The organism is Nocardia sp. NBC_00508, from assembly GCF_036346875.1.
GTDB lineage: Bacteria > Actinomycetota > Actinomycetes > Mycobacteriales > Mycobacteriaceae > Nocardia.
This window is the reverse complement of record NZ_CP107852.1, coordinates 3,315,781-3,333,828: the sequence shown is the minus strand read 5'-3', so window position 1 is coordinate 3,333,828 and position 18,048 is coordinate 3,315,781. Positions and strand designations below refer to the sequence as shown.

The window sequence follows — 18,048 nt, the reverse complement described above, 5'->3', positions numbered from 1 at the left end:
GGCAGACATGGTCGTGGGCGGGTGGCCGACGTGCTGGTTTTGCGTCCGCCGGTTTCCCGCTATGACGATCCGGAGGCCGTACGTCCAGGCAGGTTCGGCGAGATCGATCGATTCCCGCACGCCCGACACTGCCGTGCCGACGGCGCGCGGCATCCTGTCGATACGGCCGTTGGGTGCCGGACCGACTGCCCACCGGACCACTCCGCGTGGAGTGAGCTAACGGTCGACGCCGACGGCTCGCTGTCTACCATCGGCGCTGGCGGTTCATCGCCGCAAACTACCGCGGAGCAGCGTCGATGACCGTGCGGGACAACCAGCGAGCCAAGGTGTACGACGCCGAACAGTTGGTGCGCGGAGCATTCGATCGAGCCGATGAGTATGGCGTACGTACCGTCGAGCTATACGGCTCGCATCTCACCTTGCCGATCGAACGCCGCTTCGCCTCGGTGGAGTCCGTGCAGAGGTACGCGGACAAGGTGCTGGCCCTCAATTGGGTTCGGGCGCGGTGGGAACGGGCCGCCGTGGTGGTGCGGGTTCGTGCCCGCGCCGGGGTGACCGCCGCGCATTACGAGGCCGTCGAGGCCGTCCTCGCGGTCCCGCTGCATGCCGGCGGTAGCGCTTGGGCGCTGCGCGAACTGGTGATCCTGCACGAACTGGCGCATCATCTGGACGCGGCCCCCGCGTCCGTCGCCGCGCACGGGCCGGAATTCTGCGACCGATATGTGGAACTGGTCGACGGCGTCGTCGGCCCCGAGGCGGCGTTGCTCCTTCGGACCACCATGCTCGGCTGCGGTGTACGACTCGGATGACCCGCAGAGGTGCATGCCGCGCTGTCGTATCAGGCGAGGCCGCGCCTGCGACGTCGCGCGTCCGTTCCGGTGGCGCAGGGGCGGAACCGGTGCCCGGAGCTACGTGGCCGGGCTCCGCGGAACCAGGGCCGAGACGCGGGCGAATCGCTCCTGCCACCAGGCGGTGCGGTCGGCATCGGGGTGACGGTGGCGTTCCAGCAGGTCGGGATCCGGTTGGGGTGGGGTGCGGAGTACCGGGAGGTAGCCGTCGGTCGGCCGCAGCGAGCCCGGTGTCACGTCGCCGGTGAGCAGACTCAAAGTGCCGAGGCCACAGGCGAAGTCGAGTTCCGGGAGCGCGCCCGCCAGCGCCAGCTGGGCGGCGAGGCCGACGCTGGTCTCCAACGCGGAAGAGACCACGCAGGGCAGGCCCGCGGCCTCGGCCACTTGAAGGGCGCGGCGCACGCCGCCGAGTGGCGTGCACTTGAGCACGGCGATATCGGCGGCCCCGGCGACCGCCACCCGCAACGGGTCCTCGGCGCGGCGGATGGATTCGTCGGCGGCGATGCGGACGTCGACGCGGCGGCGCACCGCTGCGAGTTCCTCGATGGTCCGGCACGGCTGTTCGACGTACTCCAGGCCGCCTGCGGCCTTGTCGATCCGGTCGATATGGCGCACGGCGGTGTCCACATCCCAGACCGCGTTGGCGTCGACCCGGATCGCACCATTGCGGCCGAGCGCGTCGCGCACCGCCTCCACCCTGGCCAGATCCTCCGCGAGCGATTCGGGATGGTCGGCGATCTTCACTTTGGCAGTGCGGCAGCCGGACCGGGCGACGATCGCGTGCGCCTCCTCCGGATCGACGGCGGGGACCGTGCAATTGATCGGGATCCGGTCCCGTACCGGCTCGGGCCAGCCCGCGGTGACCTGCTCCACGGCGGTGGCCAGCCATGCGGCGGCCTCCTTGTCGTCGTACTCCGGGAACGGACAGAACTCGCCCCACCCGAGCGGTCCGTGGATCAGCATCCCCTCCCGGACCGTGATGCCACGGAACCGGGTACGCATCGGAATGGCGTAGACGACGCTCTGCGCTGCGAAATCGGTCATCGCGGACCAGCTTATTCGTCCGCTCCGTTGGAATGGCGTATGCGCCCCCCGACGGGTACCGCAGGCTCACTCACAACCGTTCGAGGATGGTGGCGTTAGCCAAACCGCCTGCCTCACACATGGTTTGCAGGCCGTAGCGGGCGCCGCGGTCCTGCATCGCGTGGACCAGCGTGGTCATCAGGCGTGCACCGGACGCGCCGAGCGGGTGCCCGATGGCGATGGCGCCGCCGTTGACGTTGACCTTGGCCAGATCCGCCTCGGTGTCGTGCGCCCAGGCCAGTACGACCGGCGAGAACGCCTCGTTGATCTCGATCAGGTCGATGTCGGACAAGCGCAGTCCAGCGCGCTGCAGCACCTTTCTGGTCGCGGGGATCACGGCGGTCAGCATCAGGAGCGGATCGTCACCGGCTACGGCGAAGCTGTGCAGCCGGGCGAGCGGTTTCAGCCCGAGTTGCGTGGCGCGCTCGCTGGTCATGATCAACATCGCGGCGCTGCCGTCGCTCACCTGGCTCGCGCTCGCCGCGGTGATCTCCCAGCCGATCTGCGGGAACCGGTCGGCCATGGCCGGGTCGTAGTAGGCGGGACGGAGCCCGGCCAGCGTCTCCAGCGTGCTGCCGACCCGGATGCCCTCGTCGGTGGCGAGTCCGTTGATCGGCGCGAGCTCCCTGGCGAACAGTCCGTTCTTGGTGGCGAGCGCGGCCTTCTCGTGGCTGCCGAGCGCGAACTCGTCCAGCTGGGTGCGGGTCAGGCCCCACCTGGCCGCGATCAGCTCGGCGCTGATGCCCTGCGGCACCAGGCCATCCGGGTAGCGCTCGGCGAAACCGGCACCGGAGATGTCGTCCGAACCGACCAGGTTGGCGCCCATGGGAACTCGGCCCATCGATTCGACGCCCGCGGCGACGACGATGTCGTAGGCCCCCGCGATGACGCCCTGCGCGGCGAAGTGGATCGCCTGCTGGCTGCTGCCGCACTGCCGATCGACCGTGGTCGCGGGGACGGATTCGGGATATCCGGCGGCCAGCACGGCCCGCCGGGTCATGTTCGCGCCCTGCTCGCCGACCTGGGTGACGATGCCACCGATCACGTCGTCGATGAGTGCGGGATCGATGCCGCTGCGGTCCACCACCGCGCGCAGGCTGTGGGCCAGCAGGTCCACCGCGTTGACGTTGTGCAGTGCGCCGTTCGGCTTGCCTTTGCCGATCGGGGTACGTACCGCTTCGACAATCACCGCGTCTCTCATGGTGCTTCCTTCCGGACCGAGAGCCGAGCCGCCTCGCCTGGCTCTATAAACCCATAGTCAGGTCTTACTATAGTTTATACAAGTCAGCCTCGGTATGATGTTCGTCATGGCAGCCGTGATGGAAGGACCGTTGGCCGATCTGAGCTCGTGGAAAGCGGAGGATTGCTCGATCGCGAAGGCGATCGACATCGTCGGCACCCGCTCCGCGGTACTCATCCTGCGCGAGGCGTACTACGGGACCCGGCGGTTCGACGGGTTCGCCGGCCGGGTCGGCATCACCGACGCGGCCGCTGCCACCCAGTTGCGCAAACTCACCGAGGCGGGCTTGCTGGCGAAACAGCCGTATCAGGAGGAAGGCCAGCGCACGCGGCACGAATACGTGCTCACGCCGATGGGGCGGGATCTGCTGCCCGCGGTGCTCGCGCTCATGCAGTGGGGCGACGCGTATCTGCAGCCGGGCCCGGCTCCACTCCTGCTGGTCGAGGAGGCGACCGGTGCTCCGGTGCGGGTACAGGTGCGCAGCGAGTCCGGCCGGGAGATCGAGCTCGAAGAGCTTGGTGTGCGGCTCAACCAGGAGTACGTCCGCGAGCTGCGGAAACGGCGGCCCGCCGGGGAGGTCTAGGACGCCGCGGCCGCGGTCGAGACGCGGCAGCTAGGCCCGTCGGCCGCATGACGTACCGCGCGGCATCTTGCCGAGGCGGTCGACCCGGATGCGATCGCGTCCCCCTCGTGGGTCGCGTCGATGTTCACAACGCGATCCGGCGAGCCGATCGGTGCTTCCGGACCAGCGGCCCGCTCGCCGAACCGGTTGGGCGAGCGGGCCTTCGGCGACTTGCTCAGTTGAGCCGACGGCCGTCGGTGTCGAAGAAGTAGATGTGCTCCGGATCGGTGGACAGCTGCAACCGGGTGCCCTTCGCCGGCGGATTACGCCAATCCGCACGCGCCACAATGGTTTCCGCGGCGCTACCGGTCTCGTCCCCGGCACTGGTACGGCCGTAGATGTAGGCGTCGGAGCCGAGTTCCTCCACCACGTCGACCTCCATCTCGATGCCGGAGCCGTCGCCCAGCTCGAAATGCTCGGGCCGGATGCCGACCGTCACGGTGGCCCCCGCCTCGTCGGCGACCGAACGCGGCAGCGGTACCGCGTGCCCGCCCAGCATGACCTGGCCATCGGTGACCGGCAGCGTGAACAGGTTCATGGCCGGTGAGCCCATGAAGCCCGCGACGAAGACGTTGGCCGGATCGCGGTACAGGTCGCGCGGCGTGGCGCACTGCTGCAGCAGGCCGTCCTTCAGCACGGCGACGCGATCGCCCATGGTCATCGCCTCGACCTGGTCGTGCGTGACGTACACGGTGGTGGTGCCGAGCCTGCGCTGCAGCTGTGCGATCTGGGTGCGGGTCTGCACGCGCAGCTTCGCATCCAGGTTGGACAGCGGCTCGTCCATCAGGAACACCTGTGGCTGACGCACGATCGCCCGGCCCATCGCGACCCGCTGGCGCTGGCCGCCGGACAGCGCCTTCGGCTTGCGGTCCAGGTAGGGCTCCAGGTCGAGCAACTTCGCCGCCTCCAGGACCCGCTTCTCCTTCTCCGCCTTGGCGACCTTGGCCAGCTTCAGCGCGAAGCCCATGTTCTCCGCGACGGTCATGTGCGGGTAGAGCGCGTAGTTCTGGAACACCATGGCGATATCGCGTTCCTTGGGCTCGGCGTGCGTCACGTCGTTCGCGCCGATCAGGATGCGGCCGTCGTTGACGTCCTCCAGTCCGGCGAGCATGCGCAGCGAGGTCGATTTCCCGCAGCCGGACGGGCCGACCAGCACGAGGAACTCACCGTCCGCGATCTCCAGATTCAACCGATCCACCGCGGGTGTGGCGGCTCCGGGGTAGAGCCGTGTCGCGTGGTCGAAGGTCACAGTGGCCATGACGTATTCACATCCCATCCCGGCAGGAACGTGCCGGACGATCCGAGTAAGGGCGGGACGATCCTACTGGGTCGGTGCCGTGCGCGGGCCGGTTGTGGGCCACCCGCACCCCAGCCGAACCCTCGACGCGCGGCGAGAGCGCCGCCCGCGGGAACCCGACCGCCGGTAGCCTCGATCGGGGAGTCCACCCGAGCGACGAGGAGTACGCATGAGTCGTCCAGTTCGTATCGGAGTTCAGCTGCAGCCGCAGCACGCGCCCGAATACGGGCTCATCCGCGACGCTGTGCTGCGGTCCGAGGACGCGGGTGTCGACATCGTCTTCAACTGGGATCACTTCTTCCCGCTCACCGGCGACCCGGACGGCGCGCACTTCGAGTGCTGGACGATGCTGGGCGCGTTCGCCGAGCAGACCGAGCGGGTGCAGATCGGTGCGCTCGTCACCGGCGGTGGCTACCGCAATCCGGACCTGCTCGCCGACATGGCGCGCACCGTCGACCACATCAGCGGCGGCCGCCTCATTCTCGGTATCGGCGCCGGCTGGTTCGAAAAGGACTACGACCAGTACGGCTACGACTTCGGCACGCCCGGAAGCAGGCTCGCACTGCTGAAGGAGAACCTGGTCCGGATCACTGCCCGGCTGCCCATGCTCAACCCGCGGCCGACCCGCCACATCCCGATCCTGATCGGCGGCGGCGGTGAGAAGAAGACGTTGCGGCTGGTCGCCCAGTACGCCGACATGTGGCACACCTTCGCCGACCTGGATGTCCTCGCGCACAAAAACCAGGTGCTCGCCGACCATTGCGCCGCCGTCGGCACCGACCAGGCGCGCATCGAACGCTCGGTGCAATGGCCGGGTGTGGCCAAGGCGCCGAGCTTCGTGGACGCGGGCGTGACGACGTTCACCGTCGGGGTCAGCGGACCGGACTATGACCTCAGCGAGGTCGAAACCGCCGTTCGGTGGCGCGACGAGGTCAACCCGGAGCCGGTCAGCGGAATCGCTTGACCCGATAGCCCGGCGGCTGACAGCCGACCCAGCGGTGTTCGGATCACCGTGATCGGAACTCTCGGCCTCCGCACAGGCAAGGGTTCTCGCGGTATCGGCCTCGGGGTAGCTGGGGAGTACAGGTTCCCGCGGCTAGGGTTGTCCATCATGGCTGTTCTGCCCGCTGTGCGGTCTCGCGCGTTGATCGCCGTGATATTGCTTGCCGTCGGTCTGAGCGCAACGGCGTGCGGTTCCGGCTCCGACGACGCGTCCACCGAGCGCAACCTCTGCGCACCGCCGGGTGTAGCGGCCGCGTCCGCCGCGCCCACGAACCTGGCCTCCTCGGCCGCCGCGGGCACCGACCGCTACACCACCGCGACGACCGCGCCGCCGGCATCGATCGACGTCTCGAAGCTCGGGTTGATCACGCCGGGCAAACTCAGCGTCGGCACGCTCTCGGACGCGCCGCCGAGCATCTGCGTCAACCGGCAGGGCACGTTCACCGGCTTCGACAACGAACTGCTGAAGGCGATCGGAGCCGAGCTCGGTCTCCAAGTGGAGTTCTCCGGCACCGAGTTCGCCGGGCTGCTCGCCCAGGTGTCCGGCGGCCGCTTCGACGTCGGCTCGTCGAACATCACCACCACCGACGCACGCCGCCAGCTGGTCGGCTTCACCAACGGCTACGACTTCGGCTACTTCTCCCTTGTGGTGCCGAACGGCAGTGCCATCAAAGGCTTTTCCGATCTCAACCGCGGCACCAGGATCGCCGTGGTGCAGGGCACGGTCCAGGACGAGTTCGTGGTGAACCAGCTGCGCCTGGACCCGGTGAAGTTCCCGGATTACAACACCGCTTACGCCAATCTGAAGTCCGGCCAGGTGGATGCGTGGGTCGCGCCGTCCGCTCAGGCGGAAGGCGCGATCAAGCCCGGCGACGGAATCTCGGTCTCGCAGAACACCTTCAGCCTGGACAACTTCGTCGGCTACGCCGTCGCCAAGCACAATCAGCCCCTGATCGATGCGCTCAACAGTGGTTTGGACGCGGTGATCGCGGACGGCACCTACGCCAGGCTCTATAGCGACTGGGTGCCGAGGGAACTGCCCCCGGGCTGGAAGCCGGGTTCCAAGTCGGTGCCCGCGCCGCAATTGCCGGACTTCGCCGCGCTCGCCGCGGACGAGCAGCAGGGCAGCACCGAGCAGAATGCGCCGAAATCCACCGTGCAGCAGTTGAAGGACACGTTCTTCGACTGGTCGTTGTACCGCAAGGCTTTTCCCGACCTGTTCAAGACCGGCCTGCCGAATACCTTGATCCTCGCGGTGGTTTCGGGTGCGCTCGGCACTCTGCTCGGCATGCTGCTCGCGGTCGCCGGAATCTCCCGGACTCGCTGGCTGCGCTGGCCCGCGCGGGTGTACACCGACATCTTCCGCGGACTGCCCGCCGTGGTGATCATCCTGCTGATCGGTCTCGGCGTCGGCCCAGTGGTGCGCAATCTCACCGGGAACAACCCGTACTGGCTCGGCGCCGTCGCACTCGCGTTGCTCGCCTCGGCCTATATCGGCGAGATCTTCCGCTCCGGTATCCAATCGGTCGAGCCGGGTCAGCTGGAAGCGGCGCGTGCTATCGGGTTCGGCTACCGGCAGGCAATGACGCTGGTGGTGATCCCGCAGGGCGTGCGCCGGGTGCTGCCCGCGCTGATGAACCAATTCATCGCGCTGATCAAGGATTCCTCGCTGATCTACTTTCTCGGCCTGCTCGCCACCCAGCGCGAGTTGTTCGCCGTCGGTCGCGACCTCAACGCCCAGACCGGGAACCTCTCGCCGCTGGTGGCCGCCGGTCTGGTCTACCTGCTGCTGACCGTCCCGCTCACCCACCTGGTGAACTACATCGACCGCCGGATGCGCACCGGACGTCCCGACCGGCCGATCGACCCGATCGAGACCGCCACGATCACGGAAGGGCGCGGATAGATGAGTGCCTCCCTCACCGGTACCGGCCTGCACCTGACGCTGGGGCACAACCATGTGCTGCGCGGCATCGACATCCATGTCGACGCGGGCAAGACTGCCACCGTCATCGGCCCCTCCGGCTCGGGCAAATCGACGCTGCTGCGGGTGCTGAACCGGCTGTACGAACCGGACCGGGGCGATGTGCTGCTGGACGGCAAGTCCGTGCTCACCGAGAACCCGGACCGGCTGCGCCAGCGCATCGGCATGGTCTTCCAGCACTTCAATCTGTTCCCGCACAAGACGGTCGCGGAGAACGTCGCGCTCGGTCCGCGCAAGCTGCATGGCCTGTCCAAGGACGAGGCGCGGACGGTGGCCGTCGAACAGCTGGAGATCGTCGGACTGGCGGAGAAGGCCGACACCAGACCTGCCAACCTCTCCGGCGGACAACAGCAGCGCGTCGCGATCGCGCGGGCGCTGGCCATGCGTCCGGAGATCATGTTCTTCGACGAGGCCACTTCGGCCTTGGACCCAGAGCTGGTCAAGGGGGTGCTGGCCCTGATGACCGACCTCGCCTCCGGCGGCATGTCGATGATCGTGGTGACGCACGAAATGGGTTTCGCGCGCTCGGTTTCCGACAGCGTGGTGTTCATGGACCAAGGGCAGGTCGTGGAGACCGGCTCGCCCGACGCGCTGTTCGACAACCCGCGGACGCCGCGGTTGCAGAGGTTCCTCTCCCAGGTGCTCTGAGCCGTACGGCCCAGCCAGCACATTGAGGGCAATCTCTATTGATGCACATCTGCTAATGTATTGCTCATCACGATTCCAGCTGTCCGATGACGGAAAGAGGGGAATTCGATGACCACAGCACATGTGCAGCACACCGGCCATGAGCACGTCCACGGCCCGGACTGCGGCCACACGGCCGTCCAGCACGGCGATCACATCGACTACGCCCACGGCGGTCATCTGCATCGCGAACACGAGGGCCACTACGACGAATGCGAGCCGTCCGGGCACACCGAGTGCACCGATCACCCGCATCGGCACGGCCCCAACTGCGGCCATGAGACCGTCCAGCACGGCGACCACGTCGACTACCTGCACGACGGCCATCGCCACGCCGCTCACAACGGACACTTCGACGAGCACTGACTCGCGGACGCCCGAGTCCCGGTAGTCCCGGCGGGGTGATCGAAGAACTCCGGAATCAGCACCTACTTCATCATCGCGGCCGAATGCGCAGGTCGCGACGCTGATCCGCGCATTCTCCGGACGTGGCGCGCGGCCAAGGGGAAAGCTGAGCATGGTCCACCACATCCGAGGGAGGTGAACCATGGACGTCAAGGAGATCAATCGTCGAACGATCGCTCAGTTCCGCGCCGGCAGTGACATCGAGGGTATGCATCGCGACCGCTTGGTCCTGCTGACCACGACCGGCCGCCGTTCCGGCGCCCCGCACACCACCCCGATGATGTTCCACCGCGACGGCGGCCGCCTCTTGGTCATCGGGTCCAACGTCGGCTCCCCGAAGCACCCGGATTGGTACCTGAACCTGCGGGCGAATCCGCACGTCACCGTCGAGGTGGGCGAGGAGACCTACGCGGCGCTGGCCACCCCGCTCACCGGCGACGACCGCGCTGTCACCTGGGCCATGCTCAAAAACGCCTACCCGTTCTTCGCCGAGCACGAAATGAAGACCGCACGCGTCATCCCGGTGGTCGCCCTGACCCGGGCGTAGTTCGAATCCGCCACCCTCGGGCAGAAATGTGTAACATGTTTAACATGAGTACACAGAGCTTGCGGGAGTTGCGAATGCAGCTCGGCGCCATTGTGCGAGAAGTGGCCGCGAGTGGCGAAGAGGTGATCATTACCGATAGCGGCACCGAGGTTGCCGTGATCATTTCGATGGCTGACTATGAGCGGCTGCATGAGCATGCTGACCTGGTTGACGCCCTCCAGTTGCGTGACATCCGCGCTGAGGCGTATTCGACCCTGTCCATGTCGCAGATGCTCGACGATCTGGGCGTTGACCCGGCGTCGGTACTCGCCTCGTGAAGATCGCGTTTCACCCCGACGTCCTCAAACAACTGCAGAGGCTGCCCCGTGACGTGCTGGAGGCGGCACTGCACGCCATCATCGGTCTGACCGAGAACCCGCGCCCGACCGGTGCGAAAAAGCTGGTCGGCAGCCACGACGATTGGCGGGTTCGCATCGGGCAGTACCGCATCGTCTACGAGATCGATGACAGCGAGCAGGTCATCACGATCTTCATCGTGGCCAAGCGTTCCGATGCCTATCGGTGATCGGCGGTCAGGGCCTCGTATCGGCGCGGGTGTGCGATGCGCCGCTCTGGTAGTCCGCGGCGATTTCGAGCAGGGTCACCAGGTTGCCCGGGTCCACGGGCTCGATGGCTCCCTCGGGAATTGCCAGTTCGGTGAGCTGGTGGCCAGTGGGGCGCAGCGGCGGGGCGTGGTCGGGTTGCCCGAGGATGGTGGCAATGTTCCCGTCGATGTCGTAGACGGCGTAGTAACGCATGAGTGGGCTCCTCAGTGGCCGGTCGAGACGGTCATCCGAATGGTGTAGCTACTCTTGGTCGGAACACGCTGTAGTTGAAGGCGTCTGAGCTTAGCTGTCTCCACCTCCGCATGGTGCCGTCGACGTCCTCGAGTGCGCATGCGTAGCGGATACCCGTTTTCGCTCGGATATTGCGGACTCTGTGCAGGTAGAGCGGTCTACGGAACCATGATCAATGGTTTGCTCATTAGGCGCGTATGGTCGCGAACGCCGCCCAGAGCACCGGCGAGTCCTCGATCCCGCCGGTGTCGCGCCAGGCGGCCAACCGGGCGCGCTGCCATTCGGCGAGCGCGGTCACCGGCTCGGGCTGTTCATGCGCCGCGTCGATGGCGCAGATGGCGTGCTGGAGCGGGTGGGCTTCGGGCGGTGCGCCCGCGATGCGCTGGAAGGCGAGGTCGGTCGGCAACGCCCACCTGCTCGCGGTGACCAGTTCGGCGCCGCCGCTGATCATGGCGGCGGTCAGGCCGAGCGCTTCGCTGAATCGCAGGTCGCCGCCGCTTTCACAGGCGATCAGCGCCACCCGGCTCGGTACCGGCCACAGTTGGGGCCCGGCAACGGGATCTCCGTCGATCGTGTGTGTGCCGAGCAGCAGATCCTTGGCCGACAATGGCCGGTGCGTGCGGGTGGGTTCGGCGAAGCCGACGGCATCGGCCGTGCAGGCCAGGTGCAGTTGGGCGTCCTCGCTGCGGCCGGATTCGGGCGCGGCGGCGGTGACGTGACCGACGTAGATCATGCGGCTCGCTCCCTCGCGCAAGACGGCGCCCAGCCAGTCGCGGTCGATGTCGGTGCGGCGGAATACCTCGACCGGGTCCTCGACCGCGGGCCGCAGCCTGCCACGCATCGCATAGCTCGCCATCCGTTGCGCGAGTGGAGTGTCGGCGGTCATGCGGCCCAGGACCGAGCCGAGCATCGAATCGGCGCGGAAGCCGGGGACCCGTGGGTCCAGCACCGCGACGACCGGACTCGCCTGCGTCCGCGTCCAGTCGCGCGCGGTGCGTCCCGGCGCTTGCACGACGCTCGCCGGGGCGAGCAGGCTGACGTCCGCGATGTCGATCAGCCGGACATCGCGGTCCGGAGCGATCAACTCCCACGGCACCTGCGCGACGCGTGGTGACGGCTGCAACCGGATATGCGGGCGCACGCCGCGCTGCCACAGTTCGTGGAGCTGGGCGGCCAAGCCGTAGGGGAGCAGCGCTCGGGAGAGTGCCTGTGCCACCACGTACTCCCGCTCGTAGTCGGCGAAGGCGCCGGTGGTCAGCGCGCGCTCCAGACCGCCGGACTCGCCGGGCCGCGGCAGCGCCTCCGCGAGCATGCCCACCGCCCGCGTGGCGGCTTCTTCCGGAAGCATGCTCGCGCCGCGCGCCGCGCTATCGCCGACCCAGCGCCACGACACGTATACGTCTCCGGCGTCCGCCATGCGGACGATCACGGTCGGCGTCATATCGTCAGTACCCGATCGTCGCGGATCACTCGGCCATAGCGCTGCTCGGCGGCGGTGATGAACGGCGCGAGCGCGATTCGGCCTTCCTCCGCCAGCGCCAGGCGCGGAGGCGGCGCGACCGGTAAGCCCGCACCGGCGGCAACGTCGGCGAGGGCGGCGCCGAGTTGCAGCGCGACGCTGCCAGGGTGGTCGTCGAACTCCCGCGGTGCATCGAACAATGCGAGCGGGAGCCGCGCAGCGCGGTCGCGTTCGGATCGGTCGATCGCCAAAGTAGTTCCAGCGCATTCTGTTTCGATGAGATCGGCGAGCAGCGGCCCGTTGTCGGACAGGAAGGCGAACCGGAACGCCAACCGCATGGCCGGGTCGGCTATCTCGCGGTTCCACTGTTCGCGCTGGGTGCCGTTGGGCAGGGTGTAGCGCACGGCATCGATCGCCAGGGCGGCGGGAACGGCGAGGCCGACCGCGTGTGCGAGCATTTCCGCGGTGGGTGCCTCGGTCGCGGCAATCGCCTCGTCCAGGAGCGTCGCGTGCCAGAAATCGAGCTGAGCGCAGTGCAGTCCGAGGCCGCGCTCGGCATAAGTCGTGAATGCCGCGGCGAACAGCTCCTCACACTCGGCGGGACGCCCGGTCTTGAACGCCACTGTGGACAATCGCATGCGCAGGTCGGCTGCGTCCAGCACGGCGCAGGACGCCATGAAGTACGCCAAGCTCCGCCCGTAGCAGTCCTGCGCGCTCGCGAGGTCGCCGCGGCCCTCAGCCAGAAAACCCATCGTCTTGAGCCCGATTCCGGCCCGATACCCGAGACCGGTCCGCTCGAAGTACTCCTGACTGGACCGCAGCGGAGCCTCCGCCTCGTCGTACCGCTCGATGCGGACCAGCATGGTCGCGAGGTTCTGTTCGGTCTCGGCGACCGCGTTGCGGTCGTCTACCGACTCGAACGCGGCAAGCGCCTGCCGCGCGAAATCGACGGCCAGGTCGCGGCGTCCGGTCTCGAAGTAGGTCGCGGCGAGATTCATCAACGGGTGGCCGGCCAGTTGCGGCGCGAAACGCCGTGCCGCCGCCAGCGATTCGGTGGCCAGCTCGGCGGCGTAGGCCCAGTTCTGGCGGTGCAGCGCGACGGCGGTCAGCGACAGCAAGCAGGCTACGCGCAGTACGCCGAGGTCGGTGTCGGTGTTGTCGGCGAGCATCGCCCGCGCCTGCTCCAGCGCCGCCTGCGCCTCGTCGAGTTCACCCAGGTGCTGCAACGCCTGCGACATGTTGACCAGCGCGTTCGGGCGCAATCGCGGTGCGTGGTCGGGCATTTCGGCCAACGCAGCGCGGTAGAGGTCGAGCGAGGCGGTGTGGTCGCCGAGTTCGTCGGCCATGCTCGCCGCGTTGATGATCGCGCCGAGCCGGATGTCGCCGGTGGTCTTGTTCGCGGCGTCCTCGAAGAGGCGCTTGGCCTCCGGGGTGTCCCCGCGGGCGTAGGCCGCGGCGCCTGCGGCGAGCAGCTCGCGACCGTCATCGCGACCGTCGTCGGCCATGTCAGAAGTCCGAATCGGTAGCAGCAGCGGCGATTTCGGCGAGCAACGGGGCGTCGACGGAATTGTCCGGCGCGTCGGCCGTGCGGCGCAGCCGCGCCGTGACCAGCGCGCGGATCCGGGCGCGACGGTCGGCGGCATCCGCTTCCTTGGCGTCCGGGCCGACGCCGGGCACGTAGATTTCCACAGCCACGCGCGACTCCGATCCGGCCGGCGCGGCGGTCTCGGCGTGCCAGAGTTCGCCGTCGCGAAGCAGCGGCACGTCGGCCGCGCCACCGGCGGCCCGGATTCGGGCGCGGGGATATAGGTGCGCTGGGACATCCACGGCCGACAGCGGTGCGGCGACCGCGCTGACCCGCACGATCGTCGTGCCCGCGGTGCGCACCACTGCCCAGGACACGGCGCGCTCCGAGGCGTCGAGCAGGCCCGGTGGGCAGCGGTGCCAGTCCCAGCCCGCGGTGCCCCTGGACAAGACGAGGGCGCCGGGCTCGACAGCCGCGACCGGTCCGGCGGCCAGCGCGTAGTCCTCCGCGCGGCTCGGTGTCTCGGCGCTGCCGCGTCTCTCGATCAGCGCGTCCGCTCCGTCGACGATCAGCTCGCATTCCTCGCTCAGCGCGGCGATTTCGTCCTCCAGCAGGTGCTCGTCCAGCGGCGCGATGCCATCCAGGGTGGAGGCGGGCCACCAACGTGCCGCCCAGCGGGCATAGCCGAGACGCCATACGCGTGCGGCGAGGTCCGGCAATGCGGGCTCGGCGGTGTATTCCCTTTCGCGCCCGTCCGATTCGTCGAGCGCGAGGGCTACCTCCGGGCCGTATACCGCCCAGATCCATTCCTGGGCGAGGGCGCGGTCATCGATCACCGCCGCCGGAATCGCGTGTCCGGCGAGCAAGCTCCAGGTCAGGTGCCCGCCTGCCACTTCGAGCACGAGCACGTCGATGCCGGCCGCGCCGTCTACAACGGTCGGCGCGCCGTCCGGGGCGATGGTCCACAGCCCGTCTCGATACCGGATCCGTACGGTCGTGCTCATCAACTCGCCTTCGATTCCGCCGCGTCCGGCTCGACCGCGCCGATCCGCACACTGAGCGCCCGTTTGACCCGCGTGCGATGGTCGAGGATGACCGAGCGCGCCACGCCGTCGAGCAGATCCCACAACTCGTCCGGGCCGTGGACCGCGAACTCCCGGACGTCCCTGCCGTGCAGGCGAACCCACAGTCGCCGCAGGTAGGGCCGCCACGGCGTGGTCAGCTCTGCGGCGATGGCGGCCAGTGGGCCGGTGGGCGGTTCGGCGGAACCGGTGCTCACCACCAGCCGTCGGGCCTGCAGCACGTAGGCCTCCCGTTGCCAGCGGCCGTTGATCACCTGGTGCGCGGTGGATTGCGCGGCGCCGGCGCCCGTTTCGGCGAGACGCAATTGACCCGCTGCTCGTCCCACTCGCTGATCAATCGGTGCCAGCCCGAGCGCCAGCGACGTCCCCGCCGTCGCGGCCACACGCAACGACTCGTCCAACAGTGCCCACGGCGCACAGCTCCTGGCGATCTCGACGTCGACCAGCTCCGGGATCGGCGGCAGCTCGGCGCGGTCGCTCGATGCCTGCAGGACGGTGAACACACGCTCGTAGACGGTGCGATCGAACGGCAGTCCCAAGGTCGATTTCGAGGCGGAGACGCCGATGACCGGTCGCAGCGGCACCGGATGCGCGGTCAGCCCGAGTTCCCGCGCCGCGGGGCCGGATTCGTTCCGCCACAGCTGGATTCCCAAGTGCGTTCCGGTGTGGGCGGCGACCAAACGATCCAGCGCGGGCTGCGCTTCGGTCGTGTCTCGACCGAGTCGTGCCGCGGCGCAGGCTTCCAGCAGCGCGTCCACTGCGGCGGCGTGGTCACCGCCGGACGGGTTCGTCAGCGGGCGCCGACGCCAGGCGAGGTCGAGCAGCCCGGCCAGCTCCCGTTCGTTGGTGTGGTCGTTCAGGTACTCCTTGAGCGCCTGGGTGGTGCGTCCGGCGGTGTACTCGTGGATCTCGCGCAGCGTGGCCTCGGCGATGGCAGAGGCCACCGCCAGGTCCGGCATGCCCGAGGTGGTCGCCAGTTCGAAGCAGCGCTGGAAGTACAGATCCTGCGGATGCCCTTCGGTGACCCGCAGCGCCCGGCGCACCTGCTTGAGCACGGTGAACCAGGCCGCCGTCGCGCGCAGCACGTCGGCCGCGGCCTGGATACGCGCTTCGAGCAGTACCGCGCCATCGGCCGTCAGGATCGGGTCGGCGCACAACGGATGCTGCACGGGGCGGATCACCAGCGGGTCGAGCACGAGCTTCACCGTGCGGCGCAACGGACCGCCGTGTGGGCCGCTGAGCGCTTCGACACCCTCGAGCCTGCGCCACACCTCGTCGAGCACCATGGCGCGCGGTCGTCGCATTCGACCAGGCTAGCTGTGTTTGATTTGCCGCGAATTCGTCGCGGCGTGTTCGCGGCCCCCTTATGGCTCGCGTCCGAGCGACCGCCGCTGGCGACTGCGTCGCGGACGCGGCGGCCGCTCGGACGCGAGCCGGGCCGCGAACGGGGAATGCTCGGTCTCGCTTCGCTCGAAAATCGCGGCGGGCCGATGTGGTGCGTGGGCGTAGCAAGTCGTGGTGTGCGCGGGATGACTGGTGCTGATGGCCGGGTGGTTGCCGCTGGCGATTTGTCGTGGATGGTCGGCTGTTCGGACATGAGCCGGGCTCTCCCTGTTCCCAGGGGCGCCAATGGCAAACGCTAGCTCTGCCTGCGCTCGAGAACGGGAGTTGGGCCGATGTTTTGCGTGGGTACGTGCCCGCGGCATCTGGATGCTCGCTGCCTACGAGGAGTGCAAAACCTGGGATCGGTAGGGCGCGAACCGTTCCTAGCTTTCTCTCATCGGCTCCGCACCGCGGGCCGAACGAAACAAAGACCGGGGCGCCGCGCCCACGAACCACAAGGACAGACCATGAACAGCATCCGCTTCGCCTCCGCCGCTCTCGCCGCGTCCGCCGCCGTCGCCCTGCTCGTCACCGGATGCAGCGACGACGCGAGCACTTCCACCGCCCCGCCCTCCTCGGCGCAGCCGGGCCCGGCGGCTCCTGCGGGCAAGTCGATCGCGTCGGTCGATGGCAAGGCCTTCGACGCGAAGTTCACCACCACTTGCGCCAGGCAGGGCGGCACGCTGGCGCTCGCACTGACCGACACCGACAACTCCGCCTACGGCAACCTCTCGGTGAGCGCGACCATTACCGACGCCGACACCGTGCAGGCGGTCGCGATCGCGGGCAGCAAGGGCGGCGACAACGGCCTCCCCTACGCGATCGGCTTCGGCAACGGCATGCCGGGCGGCTCGGCCACGGTCGTGAAAGACGGCAACAGCTACAAGGTCACCGGCGAGGGTGTGGGCGCCCCCGACCTCACCAACCCGCTGGCCGGGCCGAAAGCGTCGAAGTTCGAGATCACCTTCGCCTGCTCGTCCATCGTCGGCGCCTGATCGCCGCCTGCCCTCCGACCCGCACCCGTCATCCCGGTCGCCGCACCGGGATGACGGGCCGCGGTGAATCTTGAAACCGCACACCCCGAAGGAATGCCATGAAGAAGATCCGCCTGCTCGCCCTGGCCCTCGCCGCCGCGGCGATCGGCTACTACGTCCATCACGCGGTAACCTACGTCCCCACAAGCCAATACGAGCCCGCCGGAATGGGCTGGCTCGGCTTCGAGATGGCGCTGCCGATTCTCGCGCTGACGCTGGTGCCGATCGTCTTCGCATTCACGGGAGAAGGCATCGTCGCCGCGTTCACCGGTCGCAACAGCGCCGAGTTCCGCGCGGGGCTCACGGGGCTCGGCACGGTTCGGGCGGTGCGGCAGACCGGGTTGACCGTCAACGACCAGCCGCAGGTCCGCATCGAGTTCAGCGTCGAGGGCGCGGACGGCAAGACCTTCGATTCGTCGGCGAAGCTGATCGTGCCGCTCACCGAATTGGCCCTGCTGCGTCCCGGTGTGGTGCTCCCGGTGCGGTACTTGCCCGGCCGCACCGACAAGGTCGAGGTCGACCTGTCCGGCGACGCGTCCGCAGCGCAGGACGCGATCAACGAGTCGCTGATCCGCAAAGGCATCACCACCCGGCACAAGCTCGACATCGCCGAGCGCGGCGTCACCACCCAGGCGGTAGTGCAATCGCTGTCGGTCACCGGGGCGATCCGCGACGGTTACTCCGAGGTCGAACTCGGTCTGGTGGTCACCCGGCCGGATGGATCGACCTTCGCGACCCGGCTGACGAAGTTCCTCGCACCCGGCAGTGTCGGCCAGGTGCAGATGGGCCGCGTCCTGCAGGCGCACTATCTGCCCGAGAACGAGAGCGAGGTCGTCATCGCCCTTCCGGTGAACGCCTAGTGGGCGCGGTCCGTCCGCCGCATATCCGCCAATGGGAATGCCGCGTCGATTCGAGATCATCGGATCGCGCGGCATTCCTTCTGCCGGAGCCGGGCAATCTGAGGGTTACCTAATTGGGCGGCTGTTCACTTTGCCGTCTTTTCTGGATTGTCCG

19 protein-coding genes are annotated in these 18,048 nt (G+C 68.4%); 11 read left to right on the top strand and 8 right to left on the bottom strand.

Annotated elements, in window-relative coordinates; genetic code table 11:
* Nucleotides 1–296: 296 nt before the first annotated feature.
* Nucleotides 297–809 (top strand): TIGR04338 family metallohydrolase, encoded by a 513-nt coding sequence (locus tag OHA40_RS14865; protein ID WP_330233633.1) that lies wholly within the window; start codon nt 297–299, stop codon nt 807–809.
* 99 nt (nt 810–908) lie between these two features.
* On the opposite strand, the gene OHA40_RS14860 is transcribed toward OHA40_RS14865, so the two are convergent.
* Entirely contained in the window at nt 909–1,892 is a 984-nt protein-coding gene (locus tag OHA40_RS14860) for an o-succinylbenzoate synthase (protein WP_330233632.1), read from the bottom strand.
* Nucleotides 1,893–1,962: 70 nt separating this feature from the next.
* The gene (locus tag OHA40_RS14855) at nt 1,963–3,132 is read right to left on the bottom strand and encodes a thiolase family protein (RefSeq protein WP_330233631.1); all 1,170 of its coding nucleotides are present in this window, start codon (nt 3,130–3,132) and stop codon (nt 1,963–1,965) included.
* A 94-nt stretch (nt 3,133–3,226) separates the two neighbouring features.
* On the opposite strand from OHA40_RS14855, the gene OHA40_RS14850 reads away from it, so the two are divergent.
* Entirely contained in the window at nt 3,227–3,754 is a 528-nt protein-coding gene (locus OHA40_RS14850; protein WP_442944004.1) for a winged helix-turn-helix transcriptional regulator, read from the top strand.
* A gap of 214 nt (nt 3,755–3,968) precedes the next feature.
* Here OHA40_RS14850 and OHA40_RS14845 read toward each other — a convergent pair whose 3' ends face one another.
* Nucleotides 3,969–5,051 (bottom strand): ABC transporter ATP-binding protein, encoded by a 1,083-nt coding sequence (locus tag OHA40_RS14845; RefSeq protein ID WP_330233629.1) that lies wholly within the window; start codon nt 5,049–5,051, stop codon nt 3,969–3,971.
* A gap of 208 nt (nt 5,052–5,259) precedes the next feature.
* Here OHA40_RS14845 and OHA40_RS14840 point away from each other — a divergent pair, with 208 nt between their 5' ends.
* The 7 genes from OHA40_RS14840 to OHA40_RS14810 all read left to right on the top strand — a co-directional run bounded on the left by OHA40_RS14840 (nt 5,260) and on the right by OHA40_RS14810 (nt 10,280).
* A complete protein-coding gene (locus OHA40_RS14840; protein ID WP_330233628.1) occupies nt 5,260–6,054 on the top strand; it encodes an LLM class F420-dependent oxidoreductase in 795 nt (264 codons plus the stop codon).
* A 147-nt stretch (nt 6,055–6,201) separates the two neighbouring features.
* Entirely contained in the window at nt 6,202–7,998 is a 1,797-nt protein-coding gene (locus OHA40_RS14835; RefSeq protein ID WP_330233627.1) for an ABC transporter substrate-binding protein/permease, read from the top strand.
* Nucleotides 7,999–8,724 (top strand): amino acid ABC transporter ATP-binding protein, encoded by a 726-nt coding sequence (locus OHA40_RS14830; protein WP_330233626.1) that lies wholly within the window; start codon nt 7,999–8,001, stop codon nt 8,722–8,724.
* Between the two features lie 108 nt (nt 8,725–8,832).
* Nucleotides 8,833–9,129, top strand: a complete 297-nt coding sequence (locus OHA40_RS14825; protein WP_330233625.1) for a hypothetical protein — start codon at nt 8,833–8,835, stop codon at nt 9,127–9,129.
* A gap of 181 nt (nt 9,130–9,310) precedes the next feature.
* Nucleotides 9,311–9,715, top strand: coding sequence for a nitroreductase family deazaflavin-dependent oxidoreductase (locus tag OHA40_RS14820; protein WP_330233624.1), 405 nt, complete (start codon nt 9,311–9,313; stop codon nt 9,713–9,715).
* A gap of 44 nt (nt 9,716–9,759) precedes the next feature.
* Complete coding sequence (locus OHA40_RS14815; protein WP_330233623.1) at nt 9,760–10,032, top strand: type II toxin-antitoxin system Phd/YefM family antitoxin; 273 nt, start codon at nt 9,760–9,762, stop codon at nt 10,030–10,032.
* The gene (locus tag OHA40_RS14810; RefSeq protein WP_330233622.1) at nt 10,029–10,280 is read left to right on the top strand and encodes a type II toxin-antitoxin system RelE family toxin; all 252 of its coding nucleotides are present in this window, start codon (nt 10,029–10,031) and stop codon (nt 10,278–10,280) included. Before OHA40_RS14815 ends, OHA40_RS14810 begins: the two co-directional genes overlap by 4 nt.
* Before the next feature lie 7 nt (nt 10,281–10,287).
* On the opposite strand, the gene OHA40_RS14805 is transcribed toward OHA40_RS14810, so the two are convergent.
* From OHA40_RS14805 to OHA40_RS14785, 5 genes are all read right to left on the bottom strand, one after another.
* Nucleotides 10,288–10,512 (bottom strand): hypothetical protein, encoded by a 225-nt coding sequence (locus tag OHA40_RS14805; protein WP_330233621.1) that lies wholly within the window; start codon nt 10,510–10,512, stop codon nt 10,288–10,290.
* 226 nt (nt 10,513–10,738) lie between these two features.
* Nucleotides 10,739–11,992 carry a CHAT domain-containing protein gene (locus OHA40_RS14800; RefSeq protein ID WP_330233620.1) on the bottom strand — a complete coding sequence of 418 codons (1,254 nt, stop codon included), beginning with the start codon at nt 11,990–11,992 and terminating at the stop codon, nt 10,739–10,741.
* Nucleotides 11,989–13,515: a tetratricopeptide repeat protein gene (locus OHA40_RS14795; protein ID WP_330233619.1), complete on the bottom strand. Its 1,527-nt coding sequence runs from the start codon at nt 13,513–13,515 to the stop codon at nt 11,989–11,991. The genes OHA40_RS14800 and OHA40_RS14795 overlap by 4 nt, the downstream gene beginning before the upstream one ends.
* Before the next feature lies 1 nt (nt 13,516).
* On the bottom strand, nt 13,517–14,539 hold the full coding sequence (locus tag OHA40_RS14790) for a hypothetical protein (RefSeq protein WP_330233618.1): 1,023 nt from the start codon (nt 14,537–14,539) through the stop codon (nt 13,517–13,519).
* Complete coding sequence (locus OHA40_RS14785) at nt 14,539–15,903, bottom strand: hypothetical protein (protein ID WP_330234180.1); 1,365 nt, start codon at nt 15,901–15,903, stop codon at nt 14,539–14,541. The genes OHA40_RS14790 and OHA40_RS14785 overlap by 1 nt, the downstream gene beginning before the upstream one ends.
* Nucleotides 15,904–16,467: 564 nt before the next feature.
* On the opposite strand from OHA40_RS14785, the gene OHA40_RS14780 reads away from it, so the two are divergent.
* Nucleotides 16,468–16,995, top strand: a complete 528-nt coding sequence (locus OHA40_RS14780; RefSeq protein WP_330233617.1) for a lipoprotein LpqH — start codon at nt 16,468–16,470, stop codon at nt 16,993–16,995.
* A 98-nt stretch (nt 16,996–17,093) separates the two neighbouring features.
* Nucleotides 17,094–17,894 (top strand): hypothetical protein, encoded by an 801-nt coding sequence (locus OHA40_RS14775; protein ID WP_330233616.1) that lies wholly within the window; start codon nt 17,094–17,096, stop codon nt 17,892–17,894.
* The last annotated feature ends 154 nt before the right edge of the window (nt 17,895–18,048 follow it).

Coding starts and splice junctions, on each gene's coding strand:
- OHA40_RS14865 (WP_330233633.1), top strand. CDS start 297: ATGACCGTGCGGGACAACCAGCGAGCCAAGGTGTACGACGCCGAACAG.
- OHA40_RS14860 (WP_330233632.1), bottom strand. CDS start 1,892: ATGACCGATTTCGCAGCGCAGAGCGTCGTCTACGCCATTCCGATGCGT.
- OHA40_RS14855 (WP_330233631.1), bottom strand. CDS start 3,132: ATGAGAGACGCGGTGATTGTCGAAGCGGTACGTACCCCGATCGGCAAA.
- OHA40_RS14850 (WP_442944004.1), top strand. CDS start 3,227: ATGATGTTCGTCATGGCAGCCGTGATGGAAGGACCGTTGGCCGATCTG.
- OHA40_RS14845 (WP_330233629.1), bottom strand. CDS start 5,051: ATGGCCACTGTGACCTTCGACCACGCGACACGGCTCTACCCCGGAGCC.
- OHA40_RS14840 (WP_330233628.1), top strand. CDS start 5,260: ATGAGTCGTCCAGTTCGTATCGGAGTTCAGCTGCAGCCGCAGCACGCG.
- OHA40_RS14835 (WP_330233627.1), top strand. CDS start 6,202: ATGGCTGTTCTGCCCGCTGTGCGGTCTCGCGCGTTGATCGCCGTGATA.
- OHA40_RS14830 (WP_330233626.1), top strand. CDS start 7,999: ATGAGTGCCTCCCTCACCGGTACCGGCCTGCACCTGACGCTGGGGCAC.
- OHA40_RS14825 (WP_330233625.1), top strand. CDS start 8,833: ATGACCACAGCACATGTGCAGCACACCGGCCATGAGCACGTCCACGGC.
- OHA40_RS14820 (WP_330233624.1), top strand. CDS start 9,311: ATGGACGTCAAGGAGATCAATCGTCGAACGATCGCTCAGTTCCGCGCC.
- OHA40_RS14815 (WP_330233623.1), top strand. CDS start 9,760: ATGAGTACACAGAGCTTGCGGGAGTTGCGAATGCAGCTCGGCGCCATT.
- OHA40_RS14805 (WP_330233621.1), bottom strand. CDS start 10,512: ATGCGTTACTACGCCGTCTACGACATCGACGGGAACATTGCCACCATC.
- OHA40_RS14800 (WP_330233620.1), bottom strand. CDS start 11,992: ATGACGCCGACCGTGATCGTCCGCATGGCGGACGCCGGAGACGTATAC.
- OHA40_RS14795 (WP_330233619.1), bottom strand. CDS start 13,515: ATGGCCGACGACGGTCGCGATGACGGTCGCGAGCTGCTCGCCGCAGGC.
- OHA40_RS14790 (WP_330233618.1), bottom strand. CDS start 14,539: ATGAGCACGACCGTACGGATCCGGTATCGAGACGGGCTGTGGACCATC.
- OHA40_RS14785 (WP_330234180.1), bottom strand. CDS start 15,903: ATGGTGCTCGACGAGGTGTGGCGCAGGCTCGAGGGTGTCGAAGCGCTC.
- OHA40_RS14780 (WP_330233617.1), top strand. CDS start 16,468: ATGAACAGCATCCGCTTCGCCTCCGCCGCTCTCGCCGCGTCCGCCGCC.
- OHA40_RS14775 (WP_330233616.1), top strand. CDS start 17,094: ATGAAGAAGATCCGCCTGCTCGCCCTGGCCCTCGCCGCCGCGGCGATC.